General features: G+C 46.5%; 13 protein-coding genes. 7 read left to right on the forward strand and 6 right to left on the reverse strand.

All coding sequences use genetic code 11. The features are described from left to right. Positions 1 to 226 precede the first annotated feature (226 nt). Entirely contained in the window at positions 227 to 2668 is a 2442-nt protein-coding gene (locus tag GJU87_RS12900; RefSeq protein ID WP_153639907.1) for a penicillin-binding protein 1A, read from the forward strand. A gap of 229 nt (positions 2669 to 2897) precedes the next feature. On the opposite strand, the gene GJU87_RS12905 is transcribed toward GJU87_RS12900, so the two are convergent. The 4 genes from GJU87_RS12905 to folP form a co-directional block, all read right to left on the reverse strand. Further along, the gene (locus GJU87_RS12905; RefSeq protein ID WP_153639908.1) at positions 2898 to 4331 is read right to left on the reverse strand and encodes a glycoside hydrolase family 125 protein; all 1434 of its coding nucleotides are present in this window, start codon (positions 4329 to 4331) and stop codon (positions 2898 to 2900) included. Between the two features lie 98 nt (positions 4332 to 4429). Then, positions 4430 to 5554 carry a mechanosensitive ion channel family protein gene (locus GJU87_RS12910; RefSeq protein ID WP_153639909.1) on the reverse strand — a complete coding sequence of 375 codons (1125 nt, stop codon included), beginning with the start codon at positions 5552 to 5554 and terminating at the stop codon, positions 4430 to 4432. Beyond that, positions 5544 to 6326 carry a diadenylate cyclase CdaA gene (gene cdaA / locus GJU87_RS12915; RefSeq protein WP_153639910.1) on the reverse strand — a complete coding sequence of 261 codons (783 nt, stop codon included), beginning with the start codon at positions 6324 to 6326 and terminating at the stop codon, positions 5544 to 5546. Before cdaA ends, GJU87_RS12910 begins: the two co-directional genes overlap by 11 nt. Next, positions 6323 to 7201 carry a dihydropteroate synthase gene (gene folP / locus GJU87_RS12920; protein ID WP_153639911.1) on the reverse strand — a complete coding sequence of 293 codons (879 nt, stop codon included), beginning with the start codon at positions 7199 to 7201 and terminating at the stop codon, positions 6323 to 6325. The genes cdaA and folP overlap by 4 nt, the downstream gene beginning before the upstream one ends. A 144-nt stretch (positions 7202 to 7345) precedes the next feature. Here folP and GJU87_RS12925 point away from each other — a divergent pair, with 144 nt between their 5' ends. The 5 genes from GJU87_RS12925 to prmA all read left to right on the forward strand — a co-directional run bounded on the left by GJU87_RS12925 (position 7346) and on the right by prmA (position 13674). Beyond that, positions 7346 to 7888, forward strand: a complete 543-nt coding sequence (locus tag GJU87_RS12925) for a DUF1599 domain-containing protein (protein ID WP_153639912.1) — start codon at positions 7346 to 7348, stop codon at positions 7886 to 7888. Then, positions 7885 to 9045, forward strand: a complete 1161-nt coding sequence (locus GJU87_RS12930; RefSeq protein ID WP_153639913.1) for a BT_3928 family protein — start codon at positions 7885 to 7887, stop codon at positions 9043 to 9045. The genes GJU87_RS12925 and GJU87_RS12930 overlap by 4 nt, the downstream gene beginning before the upstream one ends. 99 nt (positions 9046 to 9144) lie before the next feature. Further along, positions 9145 to 9903 carry a triose-phosphate isomerase gene (gene tpiA / locus GJU87_RS12935; protein WP_153639914.1) on the forward strand — a complete coding sequence of 253 codons (759 nt, stop codon included), beginning with the start codon at positions 9145 to 9147 and terminating at the stop codon, positions 9901 to 9903. A gap of 166 nt (positions 9904 to 10069) precedes the next feature. Continuing rightward, entirely contained in the window at positions 10070 to 12787 is a 2718-nt protein-coding gene (locus tag GJU87_RS12940; protein WP_153639915.1) for a DUF5686 and carboxypeptidase regulatory-like domain-containing protein, read from the forward strand. Positions 12788 to 12837: 50 nt separating this feature from the next. Then, on the forward strand, positions 12838 to 13674 hold the full coding sequence (gene prmA / locus GJU87_RS12945; RefSeq protein ID WP_153639916.1) for a 50S ribosomal protein L11 methyltransferase: 837 nt from the start codon (positions 12838 to 12840) through the stop codon (positions 13672 to 13674). Here the strand turns inward: prmA and GJU87_RS12950 are convergent. Then, a complete protein-coding gene (locus tag GJU87_RS12950; protein WP_153639917.1) occupies positions 13664 to 14173 on the reverse strand; it encodes a metallophosphoesterase in 510 nt (169 codons plus the stop codon). The two genes, prmA and GJU87_RS12950, sit on opposite strands and share 11 nt — an antisense overlap. A gap of 33 nt (positions 14174 to 14206) precedes the next feature. Continuing rightward, positions 14207 to 14623: a hypothetical protein gene (locus GJU87_RS12955; protein WP_153639918.1), complete on the reverse strand. Its 417-nt coding sequence runs from the start codon at positions 14621 to 14623 to the stop codon at positions 14207 to 14209. Between the two features lie 731 nt (positions 14624 to 15354). Here GJU87_RS12955 and GJU87_RS12960 point away from each other — a divergent pair. Next, positions 15355 to 15852: a histidine phosphatase family protein gene (locus tag GJU87_RS12960; RefSeq protein WP_106541724.1), complete on the forward strand. Its 498-nt coding sequence runs from the start codon at positions 15355 to 15357 to the stop codon at positions 15850 to 15852. Positions 15853 to 15879 lie beyond the last annotated feature (27 nt).

Raw genomic sequence — 15879 nt, forward strand, 5'->3', positions numbered from 1 at the left:
ATTTTTTCTGTTTAGGTTTCTAATATTTATTTTGTTTCGGTGACAGCCTGCTTCATGGGTAGCGCCGATATCACTTTTCGCTAAAAAGGTTCGAAAGAAAATAATTCCGAAAACCGGAAAGAATCGCGTCATTTTAAATCTGTCCGGGTATAGAGAAAACTCTTTACAATAAAATTACCTGTTTTCGCTAAAACAACTTTATTTTGTATCGGACAAAGACAGATTTATGGTCAAGAAAAAGAATACATCCTCCACACGCGGAAAAAGAAAACGTACACCTGTTAAAAAGAACAGTAAATTTCATATTCCCAAACAAATTACAAAGCAAAGAGTTTGGCGATGGGCGCTCAATATCTCGCTGTTTGGAATCTTTCTGCTGGGAGCCCTTTTTGTTTTGGTTTACATCGGTGCTTTCGGGCCACTACCGACGACACAGGAGTTAAAAGACGTCAAAAATCCGGTAGCTTCGGAAGTATATTCTTCTGATGGACATCTCCTTGGACGCTATTACATCCAGAACCGGAGCAATGTAACCTTTGACCAGATTTCACCGAACGTTATTCACGCACTGGTTGCCACCGAAGATGCCCGATTTTATGAACATCGCGGAATCGACGAATGGGCTCTGCTGCGTGTCTTTATCAAGTCCATTTTGTTGCAGGACAGAAGTGCTGGCGGCGGCTCCACCCTTTCGCAGCAAATCGCCAAAAATATTTTCGGTCGCGATAACTACGGACCGCTTTCCATGCCGGTCAACAAATTGCGGGAAGCCATCATTGCTTACCGTTTGGAGAAGATTTACACCAAAAACGAAATTCTGACGCTATACCTCAATACCGTTCCGTTCAGTGAAAATACGTACGGAATCGAAACTGCATCGGAACGTTTCTTCGATAAAAAGCCGGCAGACCTAACAGTTCCGGAAGCAGCCACGTTGGTAGGAACACTGAAAGCCAGCAACGCTTATAATCCACGTCTCCATCCTGAAAGGTCGAAAGAGCGCCGCAATCTCGTCATCAGCCTGATGGTGAAAAACAATTACCTGTCGGAAGCTGAAGGCAAAGAATATCAGGAAACACCGCTGACCCTTCACTACAATTATCTGGTATACAACACCGGGCCGGCAGCGTATCTCCGCGAACGCATTCGGTTAGAGATGGAAGATTGGTGCAGCCATGTGACCAAACCCAACGGCGACCCGTATGATTTATATACCGATGGTCTGAAGATTTATACAACCGTCAATTACAAGATGCAGGAATATGCGGAAAAGGCGATGCAGGAACAGATGAAGAGTCTGCAGGACATATTCGACAAGCATTGGCATAACCGGCAGCCCTGGGAACATGACGAGGATGTGTTAAAAAGAGCGGTGCAACGCTCCGACCGATATATCCGGATGAAAGATGCCGGAAAAACGGAAAAAGAAATCAGTGCAGCCTTTCATGAATTAATACCGATGAAAGTGTTTAGCTGGGGCGATATTAAAACGGTTGAAATGACGCCTATCGACTCGGTGAAACATTCACTGCGTACCCTGCGGAGTGCTTTTCTGGCCCTTTCGCCGAAAGACGGAGCCGTTAAGGTATGGATAGGCGGCAACGACTTCCGCTTTTACCAGTACGACCAGGTGACCGCCAGCCGGCAGGTAGGCTCTACCTTCAAGCCGATTGTGTATGCTGCGGCGTTGGAAAACGGAGTTGAGCCGGATAAATACTACGCCAACGAAGAGGTTACCTATCCGGAATATGATGACTGGACACCGCACAATGCCGAGGATGAATACGGCGGTTATTATTCGCTCGAAGGAGCGTTGAGCGAATCCATCAATACCGTATCGGTACAGGTATTGCTCGATGCCGGCATGGCAAATGCAGTGCGACTGGCACACCGGATGGGCATCGATGTCGATCTGCCCGAAGTTCCTTCGCTCGCTTTGGGTGTGGCCGACATTCCCCTTGAAGAGATGGTTACTGCTTACGCACCATTTGCCAATGGCGGGAAAAGCGTGAAACCGTACTATCTCCTCCGCGTGGAGGATTCAAAAGGGCATGTGCTGAAAACATTCCACCAGGATGAAGATTCCGATGAGGAACAAGTTATTTCCGCGCAGACGGCTCATATCATGACCCATTACCTGGAAGCGGTGGTTGACAGCGGAACCGGCCGCGCCATTCGTACCCGGTTTGGCATCCGTAGCGACTTTGCCGGAAAGACCGGAACAACGCAAAACCACGCCGATGGCTGGTTCATTGGTTACACGCCCGATTTGGTGACTGGCTGCTGGGTTGGCGCCGAAGATCCGGCGGTTCATTTCCGCACGCTCTATTACGGACAGGGAGCACGGATGGCCTTGCCCGTTGTCGGAGATTTCTTCCATAAACTCTATGCCGACCGCTCTTTTGCTTCACTCCGTTATCACAGTTTCGATATGGGGGACGACCAGCGTTTACTAGCCTCGTTAGATATTCCTCACTACCGTGATGAGCTTCCGCGTAAGAAATTCATCGACTTTGGTTGGTTATTCGGTCGCCATAAAGACAAGGCTGAAAAAGATAAGGAACAACTGCAACAACAAGAAGACAGTACGCAGTCGCCCGGCAATCAGGAGAAAAAACATTCCAGCATCTGGGAAAAGATCCGGAATGCTTTCCGCAAGAAAAATTAAAGCTGTAACACAGCACTGCGGAAAGAAAAATATTCGGGTATTTCTCATGCCGGCGCTTCAGGGGAAGGAAAAATCACGCAACATTTTAATGTCCGGCTCCCAGGAGAAGGAAAAGTCACGCAACATTTTGGTGCCATGCTAAACTTTCCGAATAAAAACAAAAACGAAAAAAGGATGCCGCCCGGTCACCGGATGACATCCTTTTAAAACTCTTCCATCAAGCCTCCAATCAGGCATAATTTCGTTTGAGCAACTCCGGATGTTCTTTATCGACTTTCATCAGTAGCTCACCAAATAGTGTGTTAGCCCAGGCAAACCACTTACGTGTGAAATCTTCCGGATTGTCTTTGTTGAAGCTTTCATGCATAAAGCCGGTGCCGGCATCGGTGTTGCGCAGCATTTTAATACAATGCGCAATCTCTTCTTTATCGTTGCTGGTCATAGCCCGCATGATAATCGCCATTGGCCAAACGTAGTGCAAGCCCACGTGCGGTCCGCCAATGCCTTCGGCCGCTTTCCCCTTCCAGAACCACGGATTGTCCTCGCTCAGCACAAAATTCCGGGTACGGTGATACAATGGATCATCCGGTTTGAAAGCTTCCAGGTAAGGAAGCGCCAGCAAACTCGGCACATTGGCGTCATCCATAAAGTTGGTATTACCGAAACCATCTACTTCGAACGACAAAATTTTGCCGTGTTTTTCGTGCTCGAATACAGCATGCTCTTTCAATGCCTGCTCCACTTCATCCGCGAAAGCGTTGCACTTTTCAGCAAAAGCGTTATCGTGATAAATCGCTTTGCTCATTTCGGCCAGCTGACGAAGCGAAACCATCGCGAAATAGTTGGATGGTACCAGGAAAAGGTAGGTCGTCGCATCATCGGACGGACGAAAGCCGGAACAAATCAATCCGTTGGGACGAATGGGATTTCCCCAGCCGCGTCCGGGCATGGTATCGGTCGAGATAAATGTTTCGCGCATGAAATAGTATGGACCACGTCCCTCTTTTCGCTGCTGAACCCGGAAAGTCTTCACCACCAGCTCCATCGCCTTCTTCCATTCGTTGCCAAAGGGCGATGAATCATCGGAGTGTTTCCAGTAATGGTAACTGAGCCGGATGGGGTAGCAGAGCGAATCAATTTCCCATTTGCGCTCGTGCAACTCCGGTTTCATGTCTGTTTTGTCAGTCATCCACTCGCTGTGACCTTTCCCGTCGTTAAATGCATTGGCGTACGGGTCAATCAGGATACACCCGGCCTGACGGTTAATCAGCCCTGCCACCATGTTTTTCAGCTTCTTGTCTTCGTTAATCAACGGAAGATAAGGCCACACCTGTGCTGACGAATCGCGCAGCCACATGGCGTGAATATCTCCGGTAATCACGAAGGTATCCGGCTTGCCGTTTTTTTCCCGGTAGGTAACCGTGGTATCGATGGTATTCGGGAAACAGTTGGAAAACATCCAGGCCAGTTTCGGATCTTTGATTTTCCTGTTCATCTCTTGGATGACCCGCTCAACAGCTTCGCTGGTAAAATTCCGCTCAGCCGGCGTCGGACGCTTCGAAGGATATTCAGCGACAGCTGTATTCCCAAAGGAGATGGACGGTGCGGTGAGTCCTACCCCGATGGCTCCGCATGTTTTCACAAATTCGCGACGATTTTTCATTCTTCTGATATTTGGTTTACGGTTCCTAAAATATTCAAGAACTGCCCATATCTCCAAAATTTTGTGAAAGGAATGCTGAAAAATGTCAGGAAAGTGATCTATTCCGAACCTTCGTTACGGATAATGATAGGATTCTTGAAATGTACGTCACGTTGCGGGAAAGGAATTTCAACTTTATTCTGACGAAATAAATCGTCGATGGCAAAGCGCAGTTCACTCTTCAGGTTTTCAACGTAAAAACTGTTAGCCGTCCAGAAATAGAGCTGAAAATCGAGCGATGAGTTGCCAAAATCGTTGAAACGGACAAAAGGTTTGGGATTAGCACTGATATCGTCGTGTCCGTTGGCCGCTTCGAGCAGGAGTCTTTCCACCAACCTAACGTCGGAACCGTAAGCCACCCCCACACTCACCTGGAAACGGGTGTTGGCTTCATTGTGGCTCCAGTTGACAATGATATCGTGGGTAAACTTTGAGTTGGGCACAATCAGCACCTGGTTATTACGGGTTAAAATTTTCGACGCACGAAGATTGATTTCGAGCACCTGCCCCACTGTTCCGTCTGTCAACTCAACGATATCATAAACTTCCAGTGAGCGATCGAACAAAATGATGAGCCCGGATACGAAATCGCTGAAGATATTTTGCAGACCAAATCCAATACCTGCCAGAAACGCCGCCGAAGAGGCGACAACAAACGTCAATTTCAATCCGAGTGCCTGAAGTGAAAGCAGGATGGCCATGAACCAGACAAGGTACTGAACGATGGTGTAAATCGATCGCCCACGCCCCCGGTCGAACCGCTTCTGTTTTATCTTGTTGTCGAAATGGTACTCTATCAGGTTCAGTATAAACCGGGTGATAAACAGAATTGCAAGAACAATCAGCAGATGAGTAACGGTAAATTTAATCTTGTCGGTCTCGAAAAGCTGAAAGGCCAGTACCTGTTTAATCCTGAAGCCCAGCATACTCAGCGACCCCAAGATGGCTCCAAGGAAAAAGATCAAACGAATGATGCGAAGAAAAGAACGCCACCGTTTCATCCCCAGCTTTTCAGCAATCGACAAATGCATCATCCATTTGCGGAAAAACCGGAAAATGAAATAAGCACCGGCCAGAATCAACACGACAATGGCGATGCGCAGGATGGAAATCTTCAAACTACCATAAGTGAAGATGGAGTAATTGAGCAACTCCCATAAGTTCAGTTTGTGGTCAGGCTGCATGATTTTCCTCCAATTTTTTGAAGAGATTATCGACGGTCAGGTTTTCTTCCAGCTGTCCGTTGTGTGCCACCGAAATACGGCCGGTTTCTTCGCTCACCGTTACCACATAAGCATCGGTTTGTTCCGACATTCCCATCGCGGCCCGGTGCCTCAACCCCAGCGACGGACGCAGGTTCTTCTTCGCCGAAACCGGTAATATACACCGGGCTGCCCGAATCCGGTTTCCAACAATAATAACGGCTCCGTCATGCAAAGGCGCGTTCTTATAAAAGATACTCTTCAGCAGTTCAGCTGTGATGCCGGCATCGATAATCTCTCCCGTCTCGGCAAATTCTCGCAACTCCGTACTGCGCGCTATGACAATCAAAGCTCCTGTCTTTGTCCGCGACATATCCTGGCAGGCATCCACGATGGCACGAAGGCTCGACTCGGTGGTCGATTTGAAATGTTGCGGGAAAAGATTTTCGAACGAGAATTTATTATTCGCCCGGTAACGACTTCCCAACAACAGCAAGAATTTACGAATTTCCTGCTGAAACACCACAATCAAAGCCAGCACTCCAACGCCGAACAACTGTCCCAGGATGGTACTGACCAGCTCCATATTCAGCGCCTTCACCACGAGCCAAACGAGGTAAACAATGAATATTCCCATGAAAATGTTGAAAGCTACCGTCCCCCTTATCAACATGTACAGTTGATAAAGCAAATAGGCTACCAGCAACACATCCAGAAAATCAAGAAATCGTATGGTAATGAATAACTCCGTCATTTGACCATGCTTTTCAGCTTGCTGTAAATTTTTATGGTTTCCACTGCTTCCTTCACATCGTGTACCCGCAGGATATCAGCTCCACCCATCAGCGCCAGGGTATTTAACACCGTCGTCGCATTCAGGCTTTCTTCCGCGGATGTTCCGAGATATTTCCAAATCATCGACTTACGCGAAACTCCTACCAAAAGCGGAAACTGAAACAATCCAAAAGAATCGAGCCGGTTCATCAGATCAAAATTATGATCGATCGATTTTCCGAAGCCAAATCCGGGATCTAATATAACGTCTTTTACTCCCAGTAGTTTTAGTTGCTGAACCCTTTCGGCAAAAAACATCAGGATTTCCTGTACCACATCGTCGTATTGCGGATTCTTCTGCATGGTTTGCGGAGTACCCTGAATGTGCATCATGATGTACGGAACGCCCAGCTCGGCTACCGTTTCAAACATCTTGTCATCCATGGTTCCGCCGGAAATATCGTTGATAATGCATGGCCCTTCTTCAGCGATAACTTCGCGGGCCACCGAAGCCCTAAAGGTATCGATGGAAATGATGGCGTCCGGAAATTCTTTACGAACCAGGCCGACGGCTGATTTCAGCTTGCTGGCTTCTTCGGGCGCTGGTATATCCATCGCTCCGGGACGCGTCGAATAAGCGCCAATGTCGATAATTTCGCCTTCTTCTTCCAGTATCTTTTCCGCCCTTTTCAGGATAGCCTTGTGACTTACATATTTCCCGCCATCGAAAAAAGAATCGGGCGTTACGTTCAGGATGCCCATGACCATCGGATGATCGATTTCAATCAACCGTCCATCGAGTGTGATGGTTTTCTTCCGGGAATAGAAAGGTTCTTTTTTACGCGTAAACAGCATAGAATTTCTTTTCAAACGGCGTTTCCAAAACGCGTTCCACAAAAGCAGACGCAGGTCCGGAGCACCTTTCTACAAAAGTAAAAATAAATTGGCACGCCGATTTTCATATTTTTATACTTTTATGGTTCATTTCAACAGGAAACTATGGAGAAGACGGCTCAGCAATTCGATCATATTATCAGCATTTGCCACGATTTGTTTGTCAACAAGATGCGCGATTACGGAACCGCGTGGCGTATCCTGCGTCCCCGTTCTATGACGGACCAGATTTACATTAAGGCGCAACGCATCCGTAGCATTGAGGAGAAAGGAGTTTCCAAAATAAATGAAGACGAACGGGCCGAGTTCATTGGCATCATCAACTACTGCTCCATGGCGCTTATCCAGCTCGAGCTGGGCCCCTCGGAAGAAGAACTGCCGGCCGATATTACTGAACGGATGTTTTTGGAAAACCTGGAAAAAGCCAAAACGCTGATGCTTGACAAAAATCACGATTATGGTGAAGCCTGGCGACAGATGCGCATCAGTTCGTTTACCGATCTCATCCTGATGAAACTGAAACGAACCAAACAGATTGAAGACAACCAGGGGAAAACTCTGGTATCGGAAGGCATTGAAGCCAACTACCTCGACATTATTAACTACGCCATTTTTGCGATGGTGAAACTCGAATTTGGCGAAGAATGATGAAGTGGCTCCGCAATATCAGTAGAATCCTGGTCGGCCTGGTTTTTATTTTTTCAGGCTTCGTTAAAGGAATCGATCCGTGGGGCGGAACGTATAAAATCACCGATTACTTCTACGCTTTCCATCTCGATTTCCTGGTTCCACTTGCACTGCCACTTTCTTTTATTCTTTCATTTGCTGAATTTGCCATCGGGGTTGGACTTCTGAGCGGAAGATTTCTCCGCTTTTTCTCCTGGCTGGCGCTTATCTTTATGAGCTTTTTCACGCCGCTGACCCTTTATCTGGCGTTAACCAACCCGGTAACCGATTGCGGCTGCTTCGGCGACGCACTCGTGATAACCAACTGGCAAACGTTTTATAAAAATATTATCCTTATCACCCTGGCGATTATTCTCTTCGACGGAAGGCGGAAAGCTGACCACCCGGTAAAAAGAAAACCGGGCCGGGTAATTTTCTCCGGGCTTATCCTTACTTATATCGTTTTGGTCACCTGGTCGTACAATCACTTGCCGATTATCGATTTCAGACCGTACAAGGTGGGTGTAAATATTTCAAAAGCCATGGAAATTCCGCCGGATGCGCCGCACGATGTTTACGAAAACAACTTCTACTACAAGAATAAGAAGACCGGTGAAGTCAAAAAGTTCTCGGAGAAAAATATTCCGTGGCGCGATTCACTTACGTGGGAATTTCAATCAATGGACCAACCGGTTCTGGTGAAAAGAGGATACGTTCCGCCCATTCACGACTTTTCGATTCAAACACCACAGGGCGACGACGTAACCGATTACTTTCTGAAAGACGACAACTACACTTTTATGCTGGTAGCATACGACCTGCAAAAATCGTCGACCAAAAATCAGGAACGCATCAATGTATTGGCGAAATGGGCAGAAGCAAAAGGATACAACTTTATTTGCCTTACCGCTTCGCTGGAAAGCGAACAACAGGCTTTTATCGGAAAAACCCAGGCTCCCTATCCGTTCCTCTCAACCGATGAAATTACCCTCAAAACCATGATTCGTTCCAACCCGGGACTCATCCTGACGTACAAAGGAACCATTCTGGGCAAGTGGCATTACAACGACATCCCCGATTCTGTTGCCTTCAGGAAAGATATTCTACCGGAAATGAATAAAAAGTTAAATAAGAACTAAGCCGTTTCAGGTATTTTCAACTTCGACGGGATGTTTTTATCTTTGTCGTCAGTTTAATAAACTGAATAGCAACCATTCATCATTTTAAATAAAACCACAATGAGAAAGAAGATTGTAGCCGGAAACTGGAAATGTAATACCAACCTGCAAGAAGGTGTTGAACTGGCCAAAGCCGTTAACGAACTGGTCGTTAGCAAAGGCGATAAAGATGTAGTAGTTGTATTGGGAACTCCCTTTACCCATCTTACCAAAGTTGTTGAAAGTGTTGATGCCAGCCGCGTTGGCGTTTCTGCACAAAACTGCGCAGCCGAAGCCAAAGGTGCCTTCACGGGAGAGGTTTCTGCAGAAATGGTAAAATCAACCGGTGCAACTTACGTGATTCTCGGACACTCCGAGCGTCGTGAATATTACAACGAAACCAGTGAAATTCTCAACAAAAAAGTAGCGCTGACACTGGAAAATGGTTTGACTCCGATTTATTGCTGCGGTGAGCCGCTGGAAATCCGCGAAGCTGAAAAGGAGAACGATTTCGTGAAAAAACAGCTGGATGAAACCGTCTTCCAACTTCCGGTTGACGAATTCAAAAAACTGGTTATCGCTTACGAACCTATCTGGGCTATCGGTACCGGAAAAACGGCTTCAACCGAGCAGGCACAGGATATGCTGGCTTATATTCGCAGCCTTATTGCTGACAAATTCGGTAAAGATGTTGCTGAAGAAATTTCTATCCTTTACGGTGGTTCATGCAAAGCAAGCAACGCTCCTGAACTCTTCTCTCAGCCTGACATCGACGGTGGTTTGATTGGCGGTGCTTCGCTGAAAGCTGAAGAATTCCTCGGAATTATCAATGCATATTAAGAAATAACAGCTGCGATAATTGTCGTAACTGATTTTTCTTCAGGATATAACGGTGATTGAAACATATGTTTCGGTCGCCTTTTTTATTTTATGAGCATTTTGGCTAATGAATTGTTATTATTCAACGAATAGCTATTAAATTGCATCTAAGTAGATATATGAGCTTATGAGCAAACCTGTTTTCATACCAACATTTATTCGTCTGCTTCTGTTCTCGGTTATTCTTTTTCTGCCAGATATAGCTAATTCACAACAACTGAAAGGAAAAATCACCGACGAGAAAGGAGCGCCTATTCCCTATGCTACCGTTTTTATCAAGGAGCTTTCGCAGGGAACGACCAGCAATGTCAATGGGAAATACGGCATCGATGTGCCGGAAGGAACCTATACCGTTATATACCGAAGCCTGGGATATGCGCCACAAAATATCAAAGTGAAGGTCAACACGAAGCCGGTTACAAAAGATATCACCATGGTCGACCAGGTTCATCAACTCCGAGAAATCAGGGTTTATGGTAATGGCGAAGACCCGGCTTATTCGATTATGCGACATGTTATCGGGCTGTCCAACTTCCACAAAAACCAGGTCGAATCGTACAAAGCCGATGTTTACCTGAGAGGTACTGTCCATTTTCAAAAGGTATCGCGAATTATCCGTAATCAACTGCGCAAACAAAAAGTGGAAGTGAAGTCGGGCGACACGTTCGTCGACGAAACATACAGCACCATTACCTTCGATGCACCCGACCATTACAAACAGGTGATTAAGTCGGTCAACTCGACCTTTCCGGACATTGTCGATTTTCCGGTCATGAAATTTTTTGCTGCCAGCCTGTACGATGACAATATCGATATCCTGATTTCGCCATTGGGACGCAACGCCTTTAACCACTACAAATACGTTTACGAAGGATTTAGTTACGAAGGCGATTATACCATCGACAAAATTAAAGTCATTCCGCGCCGGCGTAGTAAGCAACTTTTTTCAGGGTACATCTACATCATCGATGGCTTGTGGTGCCTTCACAGCGCCGATTTGAATTTCGATACGCCTTTCGGTGAAGTGAATGTCCGTCAGGTTTTCGACGAGGTAAAACCGGGTGTATGGATGCCGGTAGGTCACAATTATGCTTTCGAAGGCGGCGTTTTGGGTGTAAAAGGCAGTGTTCATTTCGGCGGTTCGGTAAAATACCGCGACGTTGTTTTGAATCCGCGGCTCATTGCTGTCAACCCGATAAATACGATGCCGCAGTTCGCTGGAAAAGCTAAAGCTGAAGCCGAAAACAAAACGGAAGCCAAACCCGAAACGGACAAAGAAGATTCGGTCGAGGAAGCGACGAATGAACCGTTGGGACACGAGGTGAAAGACGGAAAGCGTGTGGCAAAAATGGCAGAAATCCTCAACAAGGAGAATATCACCAACCGCGACATGAACAAGCTTTCACGCCTGATGTCACGAGAGGCGAAAATTGCCAATGACGATGAAGAACAATCGCTCGAGCTAAAAGATAAAAACCAGAAGGTAATCGTTTCAGGAGCCGCCGATAAAGATTCGTCGTACTGGAACGAAATCAGGCCGATTCCGTTGACCGAAAACGAAAAAGAGAGTTTTGAGAAACGTGACTCACTGGAAAATTCTCCCCGGAAAAAATTATTTGGGTCATCAAAAAAAGGGAATAAGTTGCTTTCGGGATATCTCGGCCCGCTTTTCACCGGCAAACGATGGACGAACCGCGATACCAGCTTTCATGTCTCCTATCCGGGAATCCTCAACCTAAAATCGGTTGGTTTCAACGCAGTCGACGGATGGAAAATTCATCAGGAAATTACATTTAATAAAACCGGACGTCCCGGTCATGCATTTTGGTTTACTCCATGGGGAACGTGGGCCATCAACCGAAAAGCTGTTTTATGGGGTGGAAAAACGGCCCTGACCTATGCCCCTATGCGCCGCGCCATTGCCAATCTCGATTTTGGCCGGAAAACCAAAGATTTCAACAGTCTTTATGCAGTCGATCCGTTTATCAACGCGGTAGCTTCACTTTTTGCCAAAGAAAACTATGCCCGCTATTACGAAAACCGTTTTGTCAATTTTCGTAACCGGATAGATCTAGCCAATGGCTTGGTCTTTTACACCGGATTTAGTTGGAATGACCGGCGCCGGTTGGAGAACTCGACCAATTATTCCTTTTTCAGAACGGATGTTGATTACATGAATAATCTTCCGCACAATCACGTGGTAACCGATGCAAATCTGAATAGCCAAATCAACACAGTACTGAAACTAAAAGTCGAGTACACGCCACGCTATTATTACCGGGTAAAAGATGGCGTGAAAGAGATGGCCCATTCCGATTTCCCAACATTCTGGTTCCAGTACAATAAGGGTATCAAAGGGTTGTTCAACAGCACGGCCGATTTCGATTACCTGGAGGCAGGACTTACGCAAGGCATCCACCTAAATTCGGCGACCAGCTTCACGTATGAAATACGGGGTGGTTGGTTCCCGAATAACGAGCACATCCATTTCGCCGATTTCTCGCAAACCAACAGCCAGCCCTCGCCGGTATTATTCGAGGAATTCAGGCACGGATTCTTTACTCCGGGCTATTACGAACTGAGGACCGATGATCGATTTGTCGAAGCACACGTTTCGTACAAAGCACCCTATATTTTACTGAAGTACCTACCGGGAATCAGTAATACACTTTGGCGCGAACTGGTATGGGCAGGCTATTACAAGATGCCTAATCACCCTCAGTATACCGAAGTTGGTTACTCGTTAATTGAAGTATTATTCAACGGAAATATAGGCGTGTTTGCCGGATTCGACGACTGGCATTACAGCCGCATCGGCATGAACCTGGTGATTCGCATTTATTAATACCGTTATTCCAACGAAATTCGCATCTTTGACAGCTAAATTTTATTGCAATGGAATACACCAAAGTCAGTTGTTTTCCGGAACCGGATTCCGAAACCAACCGTGAAATATTAACGGCTCTATTGGGCGAGCTGGGCTTCGAAAGTTTCAGCGAAACAGAAGAGGCCGTTGAAGCATTCATCCCTTCCTCGGCCTACCGTGAAGAGTTGCTGCAAGATGAGAGTCTGATCAACAATCCATTGTTTAAAGTGCGGTTTCAAACCGAAATTATCCCCGACCAAAACTGGAATGAGGTGTGGGAGAAAAACTATTTCCAACCCTTGCTGGTAGAAAACCGTTGTCTGATCAGAGCTCCATTCCATAAAGATACACCGAGGGCTGAATATGAAATTGTGATTGACCCGCGCATGGCATTTGGTACCGGTAATCATGAGACCACTTACCTCATGATTTCGGCTATTCTGCAACAGGATTTACAAGGCAAACAAGTGCTTGATATGGGATGTGGAACCGGCATTCTGGGCATTTTGGCCTCCATGCGAGGCGCTGACATGGTGAAAGCCATCGATATCGATGAGTGGTCTTACAAAAACACGCTCGAGAATGCCGAGATCAACAACATCACGAATATCGATGTGGCGCAGGGCGATGCGAGCCTGTTGGGAAAACTCAAATTCGATGTGATTTACGCGAACATTCAGCGGAATATTCTGCTTCAGGATTTACCGGTATATGCCTCTGTAATGTGCAAAGATGCTGAAATCATCATGAGCGGATTTTATCGGGAAGACTTGCCGGCCATTTCCGCGAAAGCGGAAGAAGTAGGGCTAAAACCTGCCGGATACGAGGAACGGAACAACTGGGTGGCTGCCCGATTTATTCGCTAAAATTTCCGCGACGTCCCATTTCCACTACTTCCAAATCGAAAATACGGGAACCTTCGATGGAAAAGCGCACCAGGGTTCGCACCTGGTGAAATCCCTGCACTCCTGCTGCCCCGGGATTGATGTGCAACAAACCGAGCTTGGGATCATTTATCACTTTCAATATATGGGAATGACCGGAGATGAATAATTTGGGAGGATGGTGGTAGATTTCTGGTGTCACGTATCGCTCGTACCTTCCGGGATAACCGCCGATGTGCGTCATCCAGACATCCACTTCTTCGCACATAAACCGCTGGTGCAACGGGTATTCCTGCCTGATTTGGTTCCCATCGATATTTCCGTAGACCGCCCGCAATGGCTTTAAACCAGCTAGCCTATCAACCACTTCCAGGTTACCGATGTCGCCGGCGTGCCAAATTTCATCACATTCCGAAAAGTGATTCAGAATGGCATCATCCATATATCCATGCGTATCCGATAGCAGACCGATTCGTTTCATGAGAAAAATTTGCCCGTAAAGATAGTGCGGGATTTATGGCTTTGAAAATGAAGAAGGCGTTATATTGGGGCCGGCAGTAAGTTGTTGTCCCTGATAGTACGCGACCACGAAGATGAATTTATCTACCCCCTTATTGATAAGATAAGCGCGATACTGCATGGCATCTTCGAAGCTAAAAAACCGGCCAACAGCATAGCGGTTAAATCCATCGCTACGACTGATATAGAAAGGGCCCGGCACTTTGGTTCTCCGTGTTAAGATACGTGCATCCTTTACCGGTTTTCGCAGGGCACAAATCTGAATCCGGTACATGATCCCGTTGTCTAAGTTTCCCGAAGCTTTCAGAGTCACACCCTTTGCTGTTTCGCCCGGCGATGCCTGCGTGGTTGCATCTGAAGGGGCGGCGAAAGCAACACAGATACCGATAAAAAGGATTAGTAAACGTATCAATTAGCTGCAAGCTTTGGTTTTCACTAATTTAACTTATTATTGAAATTTCCGCAAAATTCCATTAGTCAAATTATCAGCCGGTTAACTTTCCGCAGATATGCAGCAGGTCCTATTCACGACTTATTGTGCACTAAACGAGGATAATCCGGCAACCGTTTATTCCGCAGGAGAAATTTCTTTTCCTGATTAAATTAAAAAACACCGGTCCAGAAAGAAACGGCTGCTGCACTGTTTCGCTACGCCCTAACGGGAATAAACCACATTTTGTAGTTGTTTCCCGTAACGTAAAGAGAACGAAATACAATTTGTAGTTGCTTCCCTGAACGTAAAATGAACGAAATACAGATTGTACTTGCTCCCTGCAACGTAAAGTGAACGAAGTACAGATTGTAGTTGTTCCCCGGAAAATAAAGCGGACGAAATACAGATTGTAGTTGCTCCCTTCAACGCAAAGTGAACGAACTACAGATTGTAGCTGCTCCCTCCAACGTAAAATGAACCAAATACAGATTGTAGTTTTCTCCCGCGCCCGGTCTGGAGCCATCTGCCGTTCGCAGAAGCTTCCCGCAAGGGTAAAAGACGTCGTCGCAGCCGGCGGTTGCTCTGTAAGCGGGGCCAACAATCTTCTCTAACACTTGAATTCCTCCCGGTTTTCCCTTATTATTGGTGAAAACATCAGAGAAATATCCCGCTGAACGGAATATTATGCTTCTCATTAAAAATGATATCTCATGAAATTAGTTGTTCTTGTCCGTCACGGAAAAGCCGAACATACCGATGAGCCAAAGCCCGATTATCGACGCGATTTAACTACCCGGGGCGAAGTGGATGCCACCAGAATCGCTGAAGAAATCAAACCGATGCTCCCGCAGCCACTTCATTTTATATCGAGCCCGGCGAACAGAGCGAAACAAACGGCCACTTTCTTTGCTTCCGTTTTGGGATATCCCGAGGAAGCTATCCGGGAGGAAGAAGATTTGTATGATGGATTAACCACGACCGAATTTTTGGAGATGCTGGCGAAAGTACCGGAAACATCCGATTGTGTTTTGGTTTTCGGTCACAACCCGACGCAAACGATTCTGGCCGACCGGATGCTCGAATATTTTGGCCGCATTCTTCCTACCGCCGGTGCTGTTGCCATTCGCTTTGAGGTACAATCGTGGGCAGATATCGAACCCCGCAGCGGAGAACAGGCTTTCTATAAATATCCAAAAATGTTTCGTTAAGTTTGTCGCAGAATAACAATTCCGCGT

The sequence above is a fragment of the Prolixibacter sp. NT017 genome (assembly GCF_009617875.1).
Taxonomy (GTDB): domain Bacteria; phylum Bacteroidota; class Bacteroidia; order Bacteroidales; family Prolixibacteraceae; genus Prolixibacter.

What these genes read in the sequence shown, in the direction of transcription:
- tpiA (WP_153639914.1), top strand. Translation starts at nt 9,145, where the DNA reads ATGAGAAAGAAGATTGTAGCCGGAAACTGGAAATGTAATACCAACCTG.
- GJU87_RS12950 (WP_153639917.1), bottom strand. Translation starts at nt 14,173, where the DNA reads ATGAAACGAATCGGTCTGCTATCGGATACGCATGGATATATGGATGAT.
- cdaA (WP_153639910.1), bottom strand. Translation starts at nt 6,326, where the DNA reads ATGACGGAGTTATTCATTACCATACGATTTCTTGATTTTCTGGATGTG.
- folP (WP_153639911.1), bottom strand. Translation starts at nt 7,201, where the DNA reads ATGCTGTTTACGCGTAAAAAAGAACCTTTCTATTCCCGGAAGAAAACC.
- GJU87_RS12940 (WP_153639915.1), top strand. Translation starts at nt 10,070, where the DNA reads ATGAGCAAACCTGTTTTCATACCAACATTTATTCGTCTGCTTCTGTTC.
- GJU87_RS12925 (WP_153639912.1), top strand. Translation starts at nt 7,346, where the DNA reads ATGGAGAAGACGGCTCAGCAATTCGATCATATTATCAGCATTTGCCAC.
- prmA (WP_153639916.1), top strand. Translation starts at nt 12,838, where the DNA reads ATGGAATACACCAAAGTCAGTTGTTTTCCGGAACCGGATTCCGAAACC.
- GJU87_RS12960 (WP_106541724.1), top strand. Translation starts at nt 15,355, where the DNA reads ATGAAATTAGTTGTTCTTGTCCGTCACGGAAAAGCCGAACATACCGAT.
- GJU87_RS12930 (WP_153639913.1), top strand. Translation starts at nt 7,885, where the DNA reads ATGATGAAGTGGCTCCGCAATATCAGTAGAATCCTGGTCGGCCTGGTT.
- GJU87_RS12910 (WP_153639909.1), bottom strand. Translation starts at nt 5,554, where the DNA reads ATGCAGCCTGACCACAAACTGAACTTATGGGAGTTGCTCAATTACTCC.
- GJU87_RS12900 (WP_153639907.1), top strand. Translation starts at nt 227, where the DNA reads ATGGTCAAGAAAAAGAATACATCCTCCACACGCGGAAAAAGAAAACGT.
- GJU87_RS12905 (WP_153639908.1), bottom strand. Translation starts at nt 4,331, where the DNA reads ATGAAAAATCGTCGCGAATTTGTGAAAACATGCGGAGCCATCGGGGTA.